Genomic DNA, 19657 nt, shown 5'->3' with positions numbered 1-19657 from the left:
GCAATGGCCAGGCCGGCCACGATGCCTTTCTTGTAGCCCAGGTGCGCCACCAGCCGACCGGCCGGCAGCGACATCAGGAAATAGGTGCCGAAGAAGGTGAACTGCACCAGCATCGCCTTGGCGTAGTTCAGTTCGAACACCGCCTTCAGATGTGGAATCAGGATGTCGTTGAGGCAAGTCAAAAAGCCCCACATGAAGAAGATCGTGGTCGCCACGGCCAGGGCCATGCGCGTGTTGACCACGGGCGCGGACGCAGACGAGGAGGGCAGTCGGGGCGTTGGAGAAATGGGCATTCAGGTACGCGCCTCGTTGCGCGAGCAGGTGAAGGAAGACGCCATCACGCGGCCGCGGGGCCGCTGCTGGCGCGGATGCGCAGTTGTACGGGCGCCACGGTGCGTTGTGGTGCCGCTTCGGGATGGTCCAGCCGCTGCAGCAGCAGTTCGGCCGCTTGCCGGCCACGCTCGCGCGGGTTGACCGTGAGCGTGGTCAGCGGCGGCAGGGCAACCGCCGCTTCGGAGATGTCATCGAACCCGGTCACCGCGAAATCGATGCCGGGCCGCACCCCGCGCGAGGCCAGGCCCAGCATCAGGCCGAGGGCGACGCTGTCGTTGTAGCAGACCGCCGCGGTGGGCGCCGGATCGCGCGCGAACAGTTCTTCGCTGCGCGCGGCGGCTTCAAGGCGGTTGGGCGCCGATTCGATCAGCCAGTCCGGTTGCACGTCCCTGCCCGCTTCGGCCAGCGCCTGCGCGTAGCCCAGCCGACGCTGGTGGCAGGAACTGGAATCGGCGTGGCCACCGAAGAAGGCGATGCGCTGGTGACCGCGTTCGATCAGGTGGCGGGTGGCCAGGTAGGCGCCCTGCTGGTTGTCCAGGGTGAGGAAGTCCCAGTCGGCGCCGGGCGGCTCGCGGTTGAACAGCAGGACGTTGGCATTGAAGCCCAGCACCTGGCGCAGTTCCGCCGCGTCACTGCCTTCGGCCGGCGACAGGATCAGGCCGGCCGGGGTGTGTTCCATCAAGGTGGTCAACACCGCCTGCTGCCGCTGCGGCGATTCGCCGGTGCTGCCGAGCAGGGTCACAAACCCCTTGGCACCGAGCGCCTCGTCCACGCCGGAGGCGAACTCGGCGAAGAACGGGTTGGACAGGTCGTTGATCACCAGGGCCACGCTGGAGGACGTGCGACGCCGCAGGTTGGCCGCGCCCCGGTTGTAGACATAGCGCTGGCGACGCAGCTCGGCCTCGACCCGGGCGCGGGTGTCGACGTTGACCAGCGGGCTGCCGCGCAACACCAGCGACACGGTCGCCCGCGACACGCCGATCGCCTCGGCGATATCGGTCACGGTGACTGCGCGCGTTCCCTTGCCTGCGGGTGTGGCCTTGTCGTTCATCGTGTCCGCCCGGTCCTTGTCATCCCGCAAGCCTAAACGATCGCATCGGCCAACGGACCGTGCCGGTGCCGGTGGTCGGGGCGCAGCCGTTGGGCAGACGCAGGTTCATTCCAGCACCGCGCCCGGGGTGGCGCAGTAGGAGCGCGGCAACGCCTCGGCGCGGGTGCCCCAGCCGGTGGTCGGGGCCTGGGCGCCGAGCGCGAAGTCGATGCGCCCGCCCTGCTGCAGGCGGGTCCAGTCCAGCCACACCGGCGCGTGGTCCTGGCCGTCGACGCGCACGCCCTGCACGTACTGCAGGGTGCGGCCATCGGCACCGGCGGCGGCCAGGGTCAGGCTACGGCCGGTGCCCAGGTCCACCTCCACCCTGGAAAAGCGCGGGGTGTGCAGCAGGAACTGGCCACTGCCGGGCACCGCCGGGTACAGGCCGATCGCGCTGAACAGGTACCACGCCGACATCGTGCCCAGGTCGTCATTGCCGGTCACGCCGTTGGGCGCATTGGTGAACAGCTGCTGGGCCGCGCGCACCACCGTGGCGGTCTTCCACGGCTGGCCGATCAGCGTGTACATCCACGGCGCGTGCAGGTCCGGTTCGTTGTTGGGGTTGTAGCGGTACTGGTTGTAGTAGCTGTACGGCCCCACCACCCATTCCTTGCGTGCGGCGGTCAGCGGCGACTGCACCAGGACGTCGTAGGCGAAGAACGCATCCAGGCGCTTGCCGGCCTGCTCGCGGCCGTGCATGGCCTGGATCAGGCCGGGCATGTCCTGCTGTGCCAGCCACTGGTACTGCCACGCGGTGCCTTCATGGAACCCATGGTGCGACCGCGGGCTGTAGTGGCCGTCGGACGGCACGTACCACTTGCCATCGTCCATGCGCGGACGCGGGAACCCGCTCATGCCGGTCTCTTCATCGCGCACCTGCGGGTCCCACACCTTGTGCCAGTTGCCGCCGCGCGTGCGCAGCGTAGCCGCATCGTCGGCATGGCCCAGCCCCTCGGCCATCTGTGCCAGCGCGCAGTCGGCCAGCGCGTATTCCAGCGTGGCCGAGCCCCCGTGATGCGGATCGACGTCCATGCCCTTGGAGGGGAACGCGCGGTCGTAGGCCACAAAGCCGTTTTCCACGTAGCCCGGATTGCCGGAACGACCGGCATGGCGCGAGTTGAGCGGCGGCTGTTCGAACGCGTTGCGGCGCAGCGCGGTGTAGGCCTCGGCCTCGCGCCCGGCGAGCGCGCCGAAGCGCCACAGGTCGACCAGGAACGGGGTGACCGGATCGCCGGTCATGATGTTGGTTTCAAAATTGGCGTAGCCCCAGCGCGGCAGCCAGCCGCCCTGTTCGTTGATGGCCAGGAGGCTGCGGCCGATGTCGCGCGCCACCGCCGGGCGGGTCAATGCCAGCCACTGGTTCTGCGCGCGGTAGGTATCCCACAACGAGAAATACTCGTAGTAGGTCCAGCCGTCCGCGCGATGGATGGCGTCGTCGTAGCCACGGTAGCGGMCATCGGCATCGCTGCCGGTCAGCGGCTGCAGCAGTGCGTGGTACAGCGCCGAATAGAACACGGTACGGTCATCGCTGCTGCCGCCTTCCACGCTCGTGGTGGCCAGCTCGCGCCGCCACTGCTGCTGGGCCTGCGTGCGCATCTGCTCGAACCCCAGCAGCTTGCCGCCCTGCATGCCGTCGCTGCGCAGGTTGGTGCGCGCGCCTTCGGCGTCCACGTGCGAGATCGCGCTGATCGCGGTGACCGCGCGCTCCGTGCCCTTGCCCACGTCGAAGCTCAACCACGCGCCGCTGGGCTTTTGTTCGCCTTCCATGCGATGCCGCGCACCGGCCAGGCCGCCCTCTTCGCCCCAGGTACCGAACGCCTTGAACGGGCGGTCGAACTCGATGCGGAACCACGTGGTGTACTGGTGCCCGCCGCAGAAGCTCTTGGTGACCAGCTTGCCCTCGACCACGCGGTCGCCGACCACGTCGATCACGCTGCCGATCACCGAATGCCGCTCGTTGGCCTGGCCGACGTTGACCAGCACATGGCCGGTACCGGCGTCGACCGGGAAGGTGTAACGCTCGGCCGCAGCGCGGGTACGCGCGGTGGCCTCGGCATCGATGCCGCCGTAACCGGTCAGGCGCACCTTGTAGTAGCCGGCCTGGCCGACCTCGCCCTCATGGGTGTAGCTGGAGGCGTAGCGCTTGTGGTCGAAGCTCTTGGCATCGTCGGTGTTGAAGTCGCCGCCCTTGCCGATGCTGCCGGTGACCGGCAGTACCGAGACCTGCCCGCCCTGCTCCCAACAGCCGGCACCGGACAGGAAGGAGTGGCCGAAGCCGCGGATCTTGGGATCGTCATAGCGCCAGCCGGCGTAGTGCTCGCCGATCGGGCTGACCTGGATCAGCCCGAACGGGGCCGAGGCGCCCGGGAAGGTGTTGCCGTCATCCTTGCTGCCGATGAACGTGTTGACCTCACGCTCAAGCGCGATCGGGGCGGCGGCCTGCAGCATCGGCGCGAACGCCAGGGCGAACAGGCAGGCCAGGCGTGGCAGGGCGCGGCGTGACGGGGGGACGACAGAGGCGGACGGCATTCGGCGCATGGGTGGATCCTGTGGGTCGATGTCGGTGCTGACGAAGGGGCGCAAAGCCCCGCCACTGCTGGCCGGGCGTCTCCCCGGGACGCGGCTCCAGATCCACGTTGCCGTGAATTTAGATCGATTCAAGTAAAGCACGGGGATTTCGGCCGATGCATTCTGCGGCGCAACATGGCGGGCCCGGATAGGCGGAGGCACGCTTGCGCCGTGCCGCCCGGCCGACGCTTCAGCATCTGTTCGTGGCCTCGACGCAACCTGGCGATGGATGGCTGATGCCTCTGCAAGCGACGCGACAGCCATCCCTCCCCAGCCGTCTCCGCGCACGAAAACGTTTTCATGGTTTTTTCGATCGCGTCACACCCTCGACGCGCGCTTGCCATATTGCGCAGCAGCATGCGTCGCCCGCCGGGCCGTGCTAAAAAATCCCCGCCAATCGTTTAGATCGATCCAACTTTAAACGGTCACGATTGCTGGAGGGGGTGGGTGGGGACCACCACGCGCTGCATGCCGGACGCACGACTCGACGCCCCAAGGCGCCTTGAAAATTAGATCGATTCAATCACGTATCGCCACCGTTTCAATCCAGGAGAGGGAGAGAGTGGAATGAACAAGATGTCCCGCATGCGCAACCGCGACACGCTGTCGGCCGCCATTACCGCCGCGCTGTTCGCCGCCGCGCTGGTTCCGGCCAGCGCTTTTGCACAACAGGCCAGCCCGGCCTCGTCACCGGAGGCCACCACGCTCGACAGCGTGACCGTCACCGGCTACCGCTACGCCATCGAAAAGAGCCTGCAGCAGAAGCGCGACGCCAACGCCGTGGTCGAAGTGATCACCGCCGAGGACGTCGGCAAGTTCCCCGACAAAAACGTCGCCGATGCGCTGCAGCGCGTGCCCGGCGTGGTCATCGAGCGCAGCGGCGGCGAAGGCAAGACCGTCAGCGTGCGCGGCCTCGCCCCAGACCTGACGCTCACCCAGTTGAACGGCAACTACGTCGCCACCTCGGAAACCAACAACGAAGCGACGCGCTCGTTCAACTACACGCTGCTGCCGGCAAACATGCTGTCCAGCGCGGAGCTGTTCAAATCGCCCGAGGCGCGCATCGACGAGGGCGGCATCGGCGGCACGGTGATCCTGCATACCCGTCGTCCGCTGGATATGGAAGCCAACTCCGGTTACGTGAACCTGGAAGGCACGTCGTCAGATACCAGCCACGACATCGAACCGCAGGTGTCGGCGCTGTACTCCTGGCACAGCAAGGACGAGCGTTTCGGCCTGCTGGTCGGGGCGACCAAGCAGACCCGCACCAGCCGCACCATGCAGGCCAGCACCGAGGACTATCAGTGGTACGGCAACGGCACCGACGCACGCGATGCCAACGGCAACGTACTGTCGCAGGACGGCATCCACTACTGGTGGGGCCAGTCCGGCTTCAATGACCAGAGCGGGCGCAACTACAGCGAATTCTTCATGCCGACCTCGGTGAACTTCGCGGTCAAGGAAGAAAAGCGCGAGCGTACCGGCGGCCAGTTCACCTTCCAGTTCAAGCCGCTGGACAACCTGACCCTGACCGCCAACTACTTCCGCTTCGAGCTGCAGGGGGATTACACCCAGAACATGCTGAAGATTCCGGAATGGAACCTGGCGCGCTACAACGGGGACGGCAACTGGGACGGCGGCCGCCTGCTCAACGGGCTCAGCTTCGACCCCAGTGGCAGCATCGTCACCGGTGCGCAGTACGAAAAGCTGGCCGGCAAGACCTACTACTGCAGCGAGGAACAGGCCGCCGCCGCCGGCATGGCGCCGGGTGGCTGGGGTCCGGACGACTGCACCATCCCCACCCCGCAGCTGACCGGTACCTACAGCAAGGAAAAAGCGCTGTCGCAGACCGCCGACCTCACCGTCGACTGGGACATCAGCCCGCTGTGGAAGGCCTCCTTCACCGGCGGCCGCACCTGGTCCGAGGGCGGTCCGTCGATGAACTTCAGCATGTCGGCCAAGCCGCGCCGCCAGGTCGATGGCGTGTGGCAGTCCGGCAACACCTACAGCGCCTGGGACCTGACCGGCACGCCGAGCGCCACGTTCTCGCCGAACCTGCAGGACCAGCTGATGGCCGGCATCGCCGAGATCGATACCGGCTCCACCGGTTCGTCGTGGATGCAGACCAGCGTCAAGCAGAACTACTTCCAGGCCGACGTCACCAAGATGTTCGAAAGCGGCTGGCTGGACTCGATCCAGTTCGGCGCCAAGTACCGTGATGGTGAAGTCCACCGCAATACCGGCAACACCTACTGGGTGTGCCAGGGCAAGGACCCGGCCGACTACGACAACAACCGCTACCAGGCCGGTTGCGATTCGACCGCGGGGCAGGCCCAGCCCGGCTTCTTCCTGTCCAGCCCGATCAGCAACATCGCCGGCGGCTTCAACGCCAACGTGTTCCCGGGCATCAACTACCCCGCCTACATCGACTTCCTCAACCAGAAGTACGGCGGTTCCTACAGCCGCAAGGAAGAGGACTTCGTCTACAACGTCAACGAGAAGATCTACTCCGGCTACTTCCAGGCCAACTTCCGTACCGAGCGCCTGCGCGGCAACGTCGGCGTGCGCGTGGTGCGCACCCAGCAGTTCGCCGAGTCCAGCGATTCGGTGGAGAAGTTCAACGACTACTTCCAGGACAACGCCGCGGGCGCGCCGATGGGCTGCAACGATCCGGCCGCTGGACCGCTGATCGCCTCCAACACCGGTTATGTGTGCCAGAGCGGTTTCGTGCGCCTGCCCGATGGCCTGGCCCGCGAGAAGACCTACGAGTTCGCCTCGCTTGAACGGACCTACACCGACTTCCTGCCGAGCTTCAACATCGCCTGGGACATCACCGACAACCTGGTGCTGCGCGGCGCGGCGTCGAAGGTCATCGCCCGCCCCGGCTACACCAGCATCGCGGCGCCCGGCAGCCTGAGCTACGTAAGCGAGGAATACAGCAACGACCGTCGTGTCGCCGGCGGCACCGATACCCCCGGCTGGTATGGCCACGGCAGCAACAAGAATCTGGAGCCGTTCGAAGCGACCCAGTTCGACATCGGCCTGGAGTGGTACTTCAAGCCGGGCTCGGTGGCCGGTGCGGCCCTGTTCCGCAAGAACGTGGACAACTTCACCGTGCCGGTGGTGCGCGACCAGCAGATGACCGTGGGTGGCCAGACGGTGACGGTGCAGAAGTACGAAACCGAAGCCAACGGCCGCGATGGCGTGTCGCAGGGTGTGGAGCTGTACGGTCAGTACACCTTCGACATGGGCTTCGGCGTGCAGGCCAACTACACCTACAACGACACCAACCTGGCCTCCATCGTGCTGGACGGCCAGAACATCGGCTCCTCGCCGCTGGTGGGCAGCGCCAAGAACCAGGCCAACGTCACGATCTTCTACGAGAACCAGAAGTTCCTGGCGCGCGCCTCGTACAACCGCCGCGGCGAAGTGGTGGGCGGGCTGGTCAACGGCCTGACCCAGTACTCCGAGCCGTACGACCAGCTGGACCTCAACGCGGCCTACAACCTGACCGATGCCCTGACCCTGACCGCCTCGGTGCTCAATGCCACCAAGTCCGAACAGCGGATCTACCTGGGCAGCGACAGCAAGGCGCGGTTGATCTCCAACACCTATACCGGCCGCCAGCTGTACGTCGGCGTGAACTGGAAGTTCTAAGCCTCACCCACCCCCGCCCCCCGGCGGGGGCACGGTCCTCCACGGCAGCCACGCTCGTACAGGTGGCTGCCGTTTTTTGTGGCGATGCCTCCCCGGGGTAGAGCCACCCCATGGGTGGCTGCACGCGGTGCCGGACAGAAAGGCAGCCACCCATGGGGTGGCTCTACCCTCGTACGATCCGTGGACCCGGTGCATCCCGTGCATCCCGTGCATTCCGCGCAAACCGGTAGAGCAACCCCATGGGTGGCTGCACGCGGTGCCGCACAGAAAGGCAGCCACCCATGGGGTGGCTCTACCGGTCGAGGGCGGCGCGTAGGGCGGCGACGGTTGCCGGGTCGGTGGCGGTCCGGTCGGGCGACAACCCGGTCAGCGCGGGGTTGTGGAAACGCATCGGCGAGCGCTGCGTGGCCTTGGCCGACGCGTGCAGCTCGTGGCATCCGCTGCGGGCGGCGATGGCGGCGATGTTGCCGGCACTGACTCCCGCACCGGCCATCACGCTGATGCGGCCATCGGCCTGGGCCACCAGCGTTGCGAGCGCGTCCGCACCGGCCTCGGCACTGCCCTGCCCGCCGGAGCTCAACACGCGCTGGCAGCCGAGCGCGATCACCTGCTCCAACGCCTGCGGAAGATCGCGCGCCGCATCGAAGGCGCGATGGAACGTCACCTGCATCGGTCCCGCCGCCTGCACCAGCTCGCGGCACAGTGCCACGTCGATGCCGCCATCGGCATCCAGCGCGCCGATCACCACGCCATCGCAGCCCAGTGCCCGGCACTGCGCGATATCACGCAGCATGATCTCCGTTTCCAGTGCGTCGTAGAGGAAGTCGCCAGGGCGCGCGCGGATCAGCACGAACAACGGAATGCTCAGGCGCTGACGGGCCACGGCGATGCTGCCGTGGGACGGGGTGGTGCCGCCCTCGGCGAGGTTGTCGAACAGTTCGATCCGGTCGGCGCCGCCGGCCTGTGCGGCCAGTGCCGAGGCCACCGAGTTCGAGGCGATTTCCAGCACCCGGCGCGGTGGGCTCATGTCTGCTCGCTGGTATAGACCGAGGCCGAATCGCGCAGGTCATCCTGGCGGTCCTTGTCGCACACGGCATAGACGAAGCCACGGTGCAGCGCGTACGCACCGACCTCGCCGTGCTTGTCCAAGGCGAGGAAGCACACCTGCAGCGTTTTGCTGGCCTCCGGGCGTTTGCGCACCAGCCGCGCGATCGCCTCGCGGCAGGCGTCGGCCGGCGAGCGGCCCTGGCGCATCAGTTCCACCACCAGGAACGAGGCCGCGTTGCGCATCATTTCTTCGCCGACGCCCGACGCGGTTGCGCCGCCCACCTCATTGTCCACGTACAGACCGGCGCCGATGATCGGGCTGTCACCCACGCGCCCGTGCAGCTTCCACGCCATGCCGCTGGTGGTACATGCACCGGCAAGGCGGCCATTGACGTCGATCGCCAGCATGCCCAGGGTGTCATGGTTGCTGCTGTCGCCCGGACGGCCACGCCGCTCGGCATTGATCTCAGGCGTGTACTGGGCGGTCTTCAGCCATTCACGCCAGGCCTTTTCCGCCGCAGGGGTGAGCAGCTTCTGGCGCTCGAAGCCCTGTTCCACCGCGAACTGCTGCGCCCCCTGCCCGACCAGCATCACGTGCGGGGTGTTCTCCATTACTTTGCGGGCGACCGACACCGGATGCAGGATGTCGGTGAGCGCCGCCACCGAACCACAGCGGCCGTCGCCGTCCATGATGCTGGCGTCCAGGCTGAGCACGCCGTCGCGATCGGGATTGCCGCAGCGGCCGACGGTGGGGTTGCACAGCTCGCTCTCGGCCCAGCGTGCGCCCGCTTCCACCGCATCCAGCGCACTGCCGCCGCCGGACAACACCTTCCACGCAGCCTGATTGGCGCCGACACCGAAATCCCAGGTGGATACTACCCGCGCGCCGGAACGTGCCTGCGCACGCACGCGCGGCAACGCCAGCGCACCGGCGGCCAATGCACCGGCCTGGAGGAACTGCCTGCGATCGGTCATCTGAACCCTCCCCTGCAACAGCTGTGGTTGTTCCGCCCGGCATCCGGGCGGGATGCGTTCATGCCACCGCGCGTTCGCGGCGCGCGGCATGCCATACCGCCGCGCCCAGCATGCCCAGCTCGCCGTGTTCCACCCGCCACACCGGCACCTGCGCCAGCACCCGCGACATCACCCCCTTGGCCAGGAAGCGCGCACGGAAGCCACCGGCCTGCAGGAACGGCGCAATGCGCGTGGAAATGCCGCCGGCCAGGTACACCGAACGCGCGCCGAAGGTGACCGCCAGATCGCCGGCCAGGCTGCCCAGCCATGCACTGAAGACCTGCAGCGTCTCCACCGCCAGCGCGTCCTCGCCCGCATGCGCGGCGGCGATCAGCGCTTCGGTCGATTGCCAGCGGGGTGCCACGCCACGGATGCCGCACAGGCACGGATACAGATTCATCAGGCCGCTGCCGGACAGGATCCGCTCCTGGTCCACGTGTTCCCACCGCTGCTGCATCTGGCGCAGGATCTCCAACTCCAACGCGTTGCCGGCGGTCAATGCGGCGTGGCCGGCTTCGCTGGCCAGCACCGGCTGATCGCCGCCCTGGAAGCGCAGCGCCGCACCCAATCCGGTGCCGGGCCCAAGTACCAGCGCCGGCCACGGCGAATTGTCGCTGCCGCGCTCGCCATTGAGCGCTACCAGTGTCTCCGGCTGCACACAGGGGATGGCGTAGGCCACCGCTTCGAAATCGTTGATCAAGGCCAGCGAGCGCAGCCCGGCCTCGGCGCGGGTGGCCTCCACCGATACCGGCCAGGCCAGGTTGGTGTTGACCAGGTGGTCGCCTTCGAGCAGGCCGGCGATCGCCACCACAGCGGTATCCACCGGATGCGCGGTGACAGCGATGAAGTCGGCCAGGATCGCGGCCAGGCTGGCGAACTCGGCGCAGTTGTAGCGGCGCAGACCATGCAGGTGCGGCGGCTGGCCGTCGCGCAGCTCGGCCAGGGCCACGCGCGCGAAAGTGCCGCCGACGTCGGCGACGATGACCGGTTCAACCGGGGATTCCAAGCCGGGCGTCATCGCAGACGTCGCGTCGGGAAGGGCCGGAACAGGGTCCGGAAACGGTACCGCAACGCTCACTCGCAGGCCTTGGCTGGGATCGAACAACTCTGCACGATTTTCGGCGATCGGCCCCGGTTTGCAAAGCGGACGTTGCCGTACCGGAGCGTATGCGCGAGCGCCATCAAGGCTTGGCCACCTGCAGGCGATAGGTGGTGCTGGCCGTGGACGTGGGGCCATCGGCATGCACCGCGCGCACTTCAACCTTGTGCTCGCCGGCAGCAAGATTGGTCGGCAGCGCGCCGCGCCACAGATGCGGCGATGGCGTGGCTTCGGGCGAACGATCGAAACCGCGCAGCGTCTCGGCCTGGTCGTCGGCCATGTTCTCCACCAGCAGGCGCGGGTCCGGCTGTTCCACCCGCTTCATGCCCTGCCAGCCGCCATTGTCCACGCGGTATTCCACCCGCGTATCGGCCTGGCCCATGAACACATTGGCGTACACGCCCCATGCCGGGTAGGCGTCCTTGCGCAGCACTTTGGGGGCGTGGAGGGCGATCTGGTAATCCTCCGGCGCGCGCGCCACGTAGTAGCGCAGGCTGTAGTCGCCGCCGGGCTTGACCGACAGCAGCGCATAGCCGTTGGGGGTGCCATCGCTCATGGTCGCGTCGGGAATGCCGCTGCTGTCCTTCACTCCGGACCAGAACGCACCACAGGCGGCGCCGACGTTGTACTCATGCAGCGGCTTTGCCCCCTGCCAGCCTTCGGCGGCACCGTGGTAGTAGTGCTGCTGGGTGTGGCTGTGGCCGCTGAGCACCAGCACGTTGGGGAAATCCTTGAGCAGCCCGAACAGGCGCGTGCGGTCGGCATGGCGGAAGGTTTCGCGGCCCGGGGCGGCATCGAACAGCGGAATGTGCATGCCCAGCACCACCAGCCGGTCGCGCGGCAGGCCCTTGAGGTAGTTGCCGAGGAAGGTGAACTGGTCCGCGCGCAAGCCGCCCACGTAGGTCGGCTTGGCCTTGGGGTCGTAGACCACGTCATCGAGGAACACGAAGCTGGCCCCGCCCTCCTCCACCGCGTAGGTATCGGGGCCATAGACCGCCCGCCAGCTGTCCAGCGAATGGCGGTCGTCGCCGGCATCGACATCCAGGTCGTGGTTGCCCGGCACATGGAACCACGGCACCTGCAGCTGCGCGGTGGCCTTGTTGATGGTCGGGTACAGGTCCAGGTCGTCGTTGACGATGTCGCCCAGCGTGGTGCCGAGTCGCGCCGGATGCTTGCCGATGATCGGTTCGACGATGGCGCGCCGGTAGTAATCGATGTCGACCTTGCTGGCGGTCTGCGAATCGGTGAACACCAGCATCTCGAACCCGGCGCGTGCCGCATCGCTGCCCTTGGCCGGCTCCAGCGCGAAATCCCAGTTGCGGGTGTTGGTGCCGGTCGCGTGGATGCCGTCGTACTTCAGCCGCGGTGAGCCCTGCGGCGCGTAATGACGCCAGTAGGCCGGCAGCCCGTTGTCCGCGGCCGGGAAGCGATACTCATCGGGCTTGATCACGAACACCGTCTGCCCCTCGCGCACGGGCAGGCTGTAGCTGCCATCGGCGGCGGTGCGCACGATGGTTTCGCCGTTGGAGACCTGCACCCCCGCCAGGCCCGGATCGGTCGGCCCGCGACCGGGCTTGCCGTCGCGCTCCTGGTAGACCTTGCCACTCACGGTCACCTCGGCGGCCAGGGCGGGTGCGGTGGTCAACAGCAGGCAGGCCAGCCAGGCAGCAGTGCGGGTCATCGGGACAGTCCGTTCAGGGGTGGGTGATTGTAAAGCGGCACATCATCGCGTGTGCCGCGTTTCACCGACGTTAAACGGCACGCGCGGTCGCGCTCAGCGTGCGTGCCGCGTTGCCAGCACCTGCACCGCATCGTCCAGCGACAGCCCGCGCGCGCGCAAAAGCACGATCAGGTGGAACAGCAGGTCCGCCGATTCACCGAGCAGCGCGGCGTCGTCCTGCACCACCCCCGCCAGCGCGGTTTCCACGCCCTCCTCGCCCACCTTCTGGGCGATGCGGCGGGTGCCGCCTTCGAACAGCGTGGTGGTGTAGCTGCCGGCCGGGCGCTGCTGCTCGCGCTGCAACACCAGCGCATCCAGGCGGCCGAGGAAGTTGCCCGGTGCCTGCGCGAAGCAGCTTTCGCTGCCGGTGTGGCAGGTCGGGCCGGCGGGGCGGGCGCTGACCAGCAGGGTGTCGCGGTCGCAATCGATGCGCACGGCGACCACGGCCAGCACGTTGCCCGAGGACTCGCCCTTGGTCCACAGCCGCTGTTTGCTGCGGCTGTAGAAGGTCATGTGCCCGGTGGCCAGGGTTTGCGCCAGCGATGCGGCGTTGGCGTAGCCCAGCATCAATACCGCCAGGGTATCGGCGTCCTGCACCACGACCGGCAGCAGGCCATCGCCCTTGGCCCAGTCCAGCCCGTCCAGGGCCTCGCGCGAGGGCAGTACTTCAATAGACATCTCGAACCTCGCTCTGCTGCGCGCGCAGGAACTGCTTGAGCGCGGGAATGGCGATGGCGCCACTGTGGAAAACACTGGCGGCCAGCGCGCCATCAACGTCGGCCTGGTCGAACACGTCGGCGAAGTGCTGCATCTCACCGGCGCCACCGGAAGCAATCAATGGCACCTGGCACAACGCGCGTGCCTGGCGCAGCTGGGCCACATCGTAACCGCGGCGCACGCCGTCACTGTCCATGCAGTTCAGCACGATCTCACCGGCACCGCGGCGCTGCGCTTCCACCAGCCAGTCCAACGTACGCACGGGGACCGCCTGGGTCTTGTCCGGATCGCCGCTGAAGCGGCGCACCCGCCATTCCCCGTCCGCCTCGCGCACCGAGTCGATGCCGACCACCACGCATTGCACGCCGAAGGCATCGGCCAGTTCCTCGATCAACGCCGGACGACCCAGTGCCGGCGAGTTGATCGAGATCTTGTCGGCGCCGGCATACAGCACCCGGCGCGCGGTCTCCACATCGCTGATGCCGCCGGCCACGCAGAACGGAATGTCGATCAGCCGCGCGATGCGCTCGATCCACGCCACGTCCACCGCGCGCCCTTCCGGGCTAGCGCCGATGTCATAGAACACCAGCTCATCGGCGCCCTGGTCGCGGTAACGCAGCGCCAGTTCGGCGATGTCGCCCATGTCCACGTGATCGCGGAAGCGCACGCCCTTGACCACGCGGCCGTCGCGCACGTCCAGGCAGGGAATCAGCCGACGGCTCAGCATGCCAGCGCTCCCTGCAGGGTCATGCGGCCTTCCAGCAAGGCCTTGCCGAGAATGGCACCACCGCAACCCACCGCCTTGGCGTCGGCCACGTCGGCGGCACTGCGCACGCCACCGGAGGCCTGCACGGCCACGCCCGGGAGCAGCGCTGCCAGATGCTGGTACAGCCCGATGTTGGGGCCGGACAGCATCCCGTCGCGGGCGATGTCGGTGCACAGCAGGTGCCGCATGCCGGCCTGGGCATACCGCGTGGCCAGCACGTCGAGCGTGTCCTCGGCGGTTTCTGTCCAACCATGCACCGGCAGCAGCCAGCGGCCGTCGTCGGCCTGGCGGGCGTCCAGTGCGATGGTCAACCGCTCCGGGCCGAACTCACCGAGCCAGCCGATCACCGTTTCCGGCTCGCGGACCGACACCGAGCCGACCACTACGCGGGTCGCGCCGGCATCGAGGATGCGCGCGACGTCGTCGCGCGAGCGCACGCCACCGCCGGTCTGCACCTTCAGCGGGGTCTGCTGCGCGATCGAGGACAGCAGCGGGGAAAGCGTGTAGCCACCCGCCCGCGCGGCATCCAGATCGACCAGGTGCATCCAGTCCGCGCCGGCGTCGGCAAAGGCCTGCGCACGCGGCAGCGGGTCGTCGCCATAGGTGGTCTGCTGCGCGTAGTCGCCCTGCAGCAGGCGCACCACGCGGCCTTCGCGGATGTCCAGGGCGGGATAGACGGTGAAACTCATGTCGATTCGTTCTCGATGAAATTGCGCAGGATCCGCGCGCCGGTGGCGGCGGACCGTTCGGGATGGAACTGGGCCCCGCTATGGCGGCCGCGCTGCACCACGGCGGCAAACAGGCCGCCGTGATCGCAGGCCGCCACGGTGTGCTCACCCAACGGCGCGGCGTAGCTGTGCACGAAGTACGCACTGGCGCGCTCTGGCACACCCGCCAGCAGATCCGATTCGCGCAGCGGCAGCAGCCGGTTCCAGCCCATGTGCGGCACGCGGATGCCGGTGGCCGGATGCAGGTGGCGCACCACTCCCGGCATCAACCCCAGGCATTCCACGTGGCCTTCCTCGGAGCCCTCGAACAGCAGCTGCATGCCCAGGCAGATGCCCAGCAGCGGCACCTCCAGGTCGCGCAGCGGTTGCACCAGGTCCTGCGCATGCAGGCGCGCCATGCCATGCGGCGCCGCGCCCACGCCGGGCAGGATCACCCGCGACACCCCGCGCAGCCCCTTCGCATCCCGCACCAGCCGCACCTGCACGCCCAGCCGCTCCAGCGCATAGCGCACCGAGCCAAGATTCGCGCCACCGGCATCGATCAGCGCGACCTCGCTCACAGCGCCCCCTTGGTGCTCGGCAAGGCGGTGCCCTGCCGCGGCAGCGCCTGGCGCAACGCACGCGCCAGCGCCTTGAAACAGGCCTCGACCTTGTGGTGGTCGTTGTCGCCGCGCACGTTCAGGTGCAGGTTGAGTCCGGCCGCATCGCAGAGCGAGCGGAAGAAGTGCGGCACCAGCTCGGTGGGCATGTCGCCCACCCGCTCGCGCTTGAACTCGCCCTCGAACACGAAATAGGGACGCCCACTGAAATCCAGCGCAGCGCTGGCCAGGGTCTCGTCCATCGGCAGGGTGAACCCGTAGCGGCCGATCCCGCGCTTGTCGCCCAGTGCCTCACGCAACGCCTGGCCCAGTGCCAGCCCGGTGTCTTCAATGGTGTGGTGCTCGTCGATGTGCAGGTCGCCCTCGGCCTGCACGCTCAGCGCGAACCCGCCGTGCTTGCCGATCTGCTCCAGCATGTGGTCGAAGAACGGCAGTCCGGTATGGGTCTGCGGCTCGGCGGTGCGGTCCAGATCGACCTCCACGCGGATCTTCGTTTCCTTGGTATTGCGCTGCACGACGGCGCGGCGCGGCGCATCGGCCAGTTCATGGGCGATGCCGTTCCAGTCCCAGTCGCCGCCGAACTGCCCGGTGCGCAGCTGGAAGCCGCGGATCTTCATGTTGTCGGCGAACTGGATGTCGGTAGGCCGGTCACCGACCATCGCCGAGCGGGCCCAGTCGATGCTGCGGTCCTGCAGGTAGGACAGCATCATGCCGATGCCCGGCTTGCGGGTCGGTGCGTTGTCGTGCGGCCAGGTGCCGTCGATGAGCACGTCACGGAAGACGATGCCCTGGCTGGCGAAGATCTGCAGCATCAGGTCGTTGGGACCCTCGAAACTGGCCTGCGGATAGCTTTCGCTGCCGAGGCCGTCCTGGTTGCTGACGATCACGAACTGGTAACCGGCATCGCGCAGCTTGAGCATGGCCGGGATCACGTCGCGCACGAAGCGGATCTTCTCGTACGCATCGATCTGGAAATCGGCCGGCTCCTCGATGAGCGTGCCGTCGCGGTCGACAAACAGGATGGGCGTCATGCGGCAACCCTCCGTACCGACAGCGCACTGAGCACGCGATCGTTCTCCAGGGTGCTGCCCACGGTGATGCGCAGCGCGTCGTGCAGCTGCGGCGCAGCGCGCTGGTCGCGCACCACCACGCCCGCATCGAGCAACGCGTCGAAGGCCTGCTGCGCATCGGCGAAGCGGACCAGCAGGTAGTTGCCCTGCGAGGGATAGACCCGCAGCACCCCCGGCAGCACCGCCAGCGCCTGTTGCAGGCGGTTGCGCTCCAGCTTGATCCGCTCCACGCGTGACGCCGTCAGCTGCAGGTTGCTCTCGCTCAGCCCGGCCAGGGCCAGATCGGCGCACGGGCCGGGGATCGGATACGGGGCCTGGCAGCGGCGCAGCAGCTGGATCAGGGCCGGCGCGGCGATCAGGCTGCCGATCCGGGCCGCCGCCAGCGCGTGCGCCTTGGACAAGGTACGCAGCACAGCGAGGTTGTCGTACGTTGCCAGCAGCGACACCGCCGACGGCAGCACCGCGTACTCGGCATAGGCCTCATCCACCACCACCAGCGCCCTGCCCTGCAGCGCACGGGCCACCTGCTCGATCTGCGCCAGCGCGATCGCGCTGCCGGCCGGATTGGACGGTGAACACAGGAATACCAGCTTGGCGTTGCCGGCCAGCGCGGCGGCGATCACCGCGTCGATATCGACGTTCAGTGCGTCGCCGTCATCGCGCAGCGGCACCTCCAGCAGCGGTGCGTTCTGCAGGCGTGCGCACACCGCGTACATGCCGAACACCGGCGGCGTCACCAGCACCGCATCCCGGCCCGGTTCGCACAGCGCGCGCACCAGCAGGTCGATCGCTTCATCGCTGCCGCGCCCCATCAACAATTGATCCGGGGCGCAGCCATAAAGATCGGCCAGGCGGGCGCGCAAGGCAGCCGGCTGCGGGTCCGGATAGCGGCGCGCGCGGCCTTCGCTGTCGGCCGGGTTAGCCCAGGCCGATTCGTTGGCATTGAGCCACACATCGCCCACCAGCGCACTGCTGCGCGCCGAGGAATAACCCGCAAAGGCCTGCAGGTCCGGGCGCACCAGCGACATCACCGACGACGAGGCGCTCATGCGGCGGCCTCCATGCGCAGGGTCACCGCGTTTTCATGTGCGTCCAGGCCTTCGGCACGTGCCAGCACGCGCGCGCAGCCACCGATCGCGGCGATGCCCTGCGCGGTGGCCGACTGCACGCTGATCAGGTTCTGGAAGCTGGCCACGCTCACCCCGCTGTAGGCGCGGGCGGCGCCGGCGGTAGGCAGCACGTGGTTGGTGCCGCTGCAGTAGTCGCCAAGTGCTTCGGGGGTGTAATCGCCCAGGAACACCGAGCCGGCCGCTTCGACCTGCTCCAGCCACGCACGCGGTTCACGCAGGGCCAGGATCAGGTGTTCGGGCGCGTAGCGATTGCTGATCTGGAAGGCCTGTTCCAGCGAATCGACCCGGATCAGCTGCGAGGCCTGCAACGCCTGCGCGGCGATATCCGCACGCGACAGCCGTGCCAACTGCGCCTGCACTTCGGCGGCCACGCGGTCGAGCATCGCCGCGTCGTCGGTAAGCAGCAGCACCTGCGAATCCGGGCCGTGCTCGGCCTGCGACAGCAGGTCGGCGGCCACGAACGCCGGGTTGGCACCCGCATCGGCGATCACCAGCACTTCCGACGGCCCGGCCGGCATGTCAATCGCCGCGGCACCGTCCTGCGCCACTTGCTGCTTGGCTTCGGTCACGAAACTGTTGCCCGGGCCGAACAGCTTGTCGCAGGCCGGCACGCTGTCGGTGCCATAGGCCATCGCGGCGATCGCCTGCGCACCGCCGAGCTTGAACACCCGGTGCACGCCGGTCAGGCGCGCGGCCACCAGCACGGCCGGATCGGCGCTGCCGTCCTTGCGCGGGGGCGTGCACAGCACCACTTCGCGGCAGCCGGCCAGCTGTGCCGGCACGCCGAGCATCAGCGCGGTCGACGGCAACGGCGCGCTGCCGGCCGGTACATACAGGCCGACGCGACCGATCGGACGCACGACGCGCTCGCAGCGCACGCCCGGTGCGGTCTCCACCGCATAGCCCTGGCTCATGCCCGCCTGGTGGAAGGTGCGGATCCGCGCAGCGGCATCGGTCATCGCCTGGCGCAGTTCGGCAGACACCGCCTGTTCGGCCACGGCGAATTCCGCCTCGCTCACTTCGAAGCTTTCCGGCGCCACGCCGTCGAAGCGCAGGGTGATCTCGCGCAGCGCGGCATCGCCGCCCGCGCGCACCGCCGCGATCAACGCCGCGACCGATTCACGGGTGCGCCCCGCCACGGCCTGGACCGGGCGTTGCAAGGCCTGCGCCTGGGCGCCGGCATCCAATTGGGACCACGTCAGACGATTCATGCCAGCGACCGCTCCACGCTCAACACCATCAACCCCTGCGCACCGGCGCGTTCCAGGTCCTCCAACCGCTGCCAGGTCAACGCGCCGTGGCACATCGTCTGCAAACGCAGGTGGCCGCCGTCATCGGGCAACTGCACCAGCGGGTCGGCATCGGGCAGCAGCCGGGTCAGCTCGGACACCCGGTCCAGCGCGGCGCGGAACATCAGCAGCTTGCTGTCCTGCACCTTCACCACGCCATCCAGGCGCCGCAGCAGCATCGCCATCAGCCCGGCGCGGGCGTCATCGGGCGTGCGCACCGGACCGGCCAGCACCGCTTCGCTTTCGATCAGGGTTTCCACCGGCTTGAGCTGGTTGGCGGCCAGGGTCGCGCCGCTGGACACCAGGTCGCAGATCAGGTCGGCGGTGCCCAGTCGCGGCGCGATTTCCACCGACCCGGACAGTTCCACCACCTGCGCGTCCACGCCGCGTGCGGCCAGCCAGTCGGCCAGGATCGCCGGGTAGCTGGTGGCGATGCGCTTGCCGGCCAGTTGTTCCACCCCGGTCCATTCCCACTCTTCGGGCACCGCCAGCATCAGCCGGCACTGGCCGAAGTTGAGCCCGCGCAGCGCCTGGTAGGCATCGGGCAGGCCGAGCCGACGGCGCGCGGCGCCCTGCTCGTCCAGTTCGTTGCGGCCGACGATGCCGAAGTCGCACACGCCATCGGCGATCAGCCCGGGGATGTCGTCATCGCGGACCAGCAGCAGGTCCACCGGCAGCGATTCGCCGTAGCAGAACAGCTTGTCGCGGCTCTGCCGCCAGCTCAGCCCGCAGGCGGTGAGCAGGCTGCGCGCCGGCTCGGCCAGCCGCCCGCTTTTCTGGATGGCGATCCGCAGCCGGTCACGGGCCGGGGCGTTCTGGGTTGCACTCAT

The 19657-nt window shown here is 68.2% G+C and carries 15 protein-coding genes and 1 pseudogene; 1 reads left to right on the top strand and 15 read right to left on the bottom strand.

Annotated elements, in window-relative coordinates:
- The 3 genes and pseudogenes from AC1DR7_RS05190 to AC1DR7_RS05180 form a co-directional block, all read right to left on the bottom strand.
- Window positions 1–293: pseudogene (locus AC1DR7_RS05190) on the bottom strand (glucose/galactose MFS transporter); the annotation flags it as partial.
- A 44-nt stretch (window positions 294–337) separates the two neighbouring features.
- Window positions 338–1384, bottom strand: coding sequence for a LacI family DNA-binding transcriptional regulator (locus AC1DR7_RS05185; protein WP_457319523.1), 1047 nt, complete (start codon window positions 1382–1384; stop codon window positions 338–340).
- A 105-nt stretch (window positions 1385–1489) separates the two neighbouring features.
- Complete coding sequence (locus tag AC1DR7_RS05180) at window positions 1490–3961, bottom strand: GH92 family glycosyl hydrolase (protein ID WP_478076412.1); 2472 nt, start codon at window positions 3959–3961, stop codon at window positions 1490–1492.
- A gap of 597 nt (window positions 3962–4558) precedes the next feature.
- Here AC1DR7_RS05180 and AC1DR7_RS05175 point away from each other — a divergent pair.
- The gene (locus AC1DR7_RS05175) at window positions 4559–7648 is read left to right on the top strand and encodes a TonB-dependent receptor (protein ID WP_478052880.1); all 3090 of its coding nucleotides are present in this window, start codon (window positions 4559–4561) and stop codon (window positions 7646–7648) included.
- Window positions 7649–7940: 292 nt separating this feature from the next.
- Here AC1DR7_RS05175 and AC1DR7_RS05170 read toward each other — a convergent pair whose 3' ends face one another.
- From AC1DR7_RS05170 to hisG, 12 genes are all read right to left on the bottom strand, one after another.
- Window positions 7941–8675: a copper homeostasis protein CutC gene (locus AC1DR7_RS05170; RefSeq protein ID WP_457320609.1), complete on the bottom strand. Its 735-nt coding sequence runs from the start codon at window positions 8673–8675 to the stop codon at window positions 7941–7943.
- Window positions 8672–9670 (bottom strand): glycosylasparaginase, encoded by a 999-nt coding sequence (locus AC1DR7_RS05165; RefSeq protein ID WP_457320607.1) that lies wholly within the window; start codon window positions 9668–9670, stop codon window positions 8672–8674. The genes AC1DR7_RS05170 and AC1DR7_RS05165 overlap by 4 nt, the downstream gene beginning before the upstream one ends.
- 58 nt (window positions 9671–9728) lie before the next feature.
- Window positions 9729–10727 (bottom strand): glucokinase, encoded by a 999-nt coding sequence (locus AC1DR7_RS05160; RefSeq protein ID WP_457320605.1) that lies wholly within the window; start codon window positions 10725–10727, stop codon window positions 9729–9731.
- Window positions 10728–10890: 163 nt separating this feature from the next.
- Window positions 10891–12489 (bottom strand): calcineurin-like phosphoesterase C-terminal domain-containing protein, encoded by a 1599-nt coding sequence (locus tag AC1DR7_RS05155; RefSeq protein ID WP_478051263.1) that lies wholly within the window; start codon window positions 12487–12489, stop codon window positions 10891–10893.
- A 93-nt stretch (window positions 12490–12582) separates the two neighbouring features.
- Window positions 12583–13206 carry a bifunctional phosphoribosyl-AMP cyclohydrolase/phosphoribosyl-ATP diphosphatase HisIE gene (gene hisIE / locus AC1DR7_RS05150; protein ID WP_256773890.1) on the bottom strand — a complete coding sequence of 208 codons (624 nt, stop codon included), beginning with the start codon at window positions 13204–13206 and terminating at the stop codon, window positions 12583–12585.
- Window positions 13196–13972 (bottom strand): imidazole glycerol phosphate synthase subunit HisF, encoded by a 777-nt coding sequence (gene hisF, locus AC1DR7_RS05145; protein ID WP_478051262.1) that lies wholly within the window; start codon window positions 13970–13972, stop codon window positions 13196–13198. The genes hisIE and hisF overlap by 11 nt, the downstream gene beginning before the upstream one ends.
- Complete coding sequence (gene hisA, locus AC1DR7_RS05140; RefSeq protein WP_256773892.1) at window positions 13966–14700, bottom strand: 1-(5-phosphoribosyl)-5-[(5-phosphoribosylamino)methylideneamino]imidazole-4-carboxamide isomerase; 735 nt, start codon at window positions 14698–14700, stop codon at window positions 13966–13968. Before hisA ends, hisF begins: the two co-directional genes overlap by 7 nt.
- The gene (hisH, locus tag AC1DR7_RS05135) at window positions 14697–15299 is read right to left on the bottom strand and encodes an imidazole glycerol phosphate synthase subunit HisH (protein WP_256773893.1); all 603 of its coding nucleotides are present in this window, start codon (window positions 15297–15299) and stop codon (window positions 14697–14699) included. The genes hisA and hisH overlap by 4 nt, the downstream gene beginning before the upstream one ends.
- Window positions 15296–16369, bottom strand: coding sequence for a bifunctional histidinol-phosphatase/imidazoleglycerol-phosphate dehydratase HisB (gene hisB, locus AC1DR7_RS05130; RefSeq protein ID WP_457319407.1), 1074 nt, complete (start codon window positions 16367–16369; stop codon window positions 15296–15298). The genes hisH and hisB overlap by 4 nt, the downstream gene beginning before the upstream one ends.
- Window positions 16366–17457 carry a histidinol-phosphate transaminase gene (hisC, locus tag AC1DR7_RS05125; RefSeq protein ID WP_457319406.1) on the bottom strand — a complete coding sequence of 364 codons (1092 nt, stop codon included), beginning with the start codon at window positions 17455–17457 and terminating at the stop codon, window positions 16366–16368. The genes hisB and hisC overlap by 4 nt, the downstream gene beginning before the upstream one ends.
- Window positions 17454–18749 (bottom strand): histidinol dehydrogenase, encoded by a 1296-nt coding sequence (hisD, locus tag AC1DR7_RS05120; RefSeq protein ID WP_478051260.1) that lies wholly within the window; start codon window positions 18747–18749, stop codon window positions 17454–17456. Before hisD ends, hisC begins: the two co-directional genes overlap by 4 nt.
- Window positions 18746–19657: an ATP phosphoribosyltransferase gene (hisG, locus tag AC1DR7_RS05115; RefSeq protein ID WP_256773897.1), complete on the bottom strand. Its 912-nt coding sequence runs from the start codon at window positions 19655–19657 to the stop codon at window positions 18746–18748. Before hisG ends, hisD begins: the two co-directional genes overlap by 4 nt.

The organism is Stenotrophomonas sp. P5_A9, from assembly GCF_056400525.1.
This window is presented reverse-complemented; position numbering and strand designations above follow the sequence as displayed.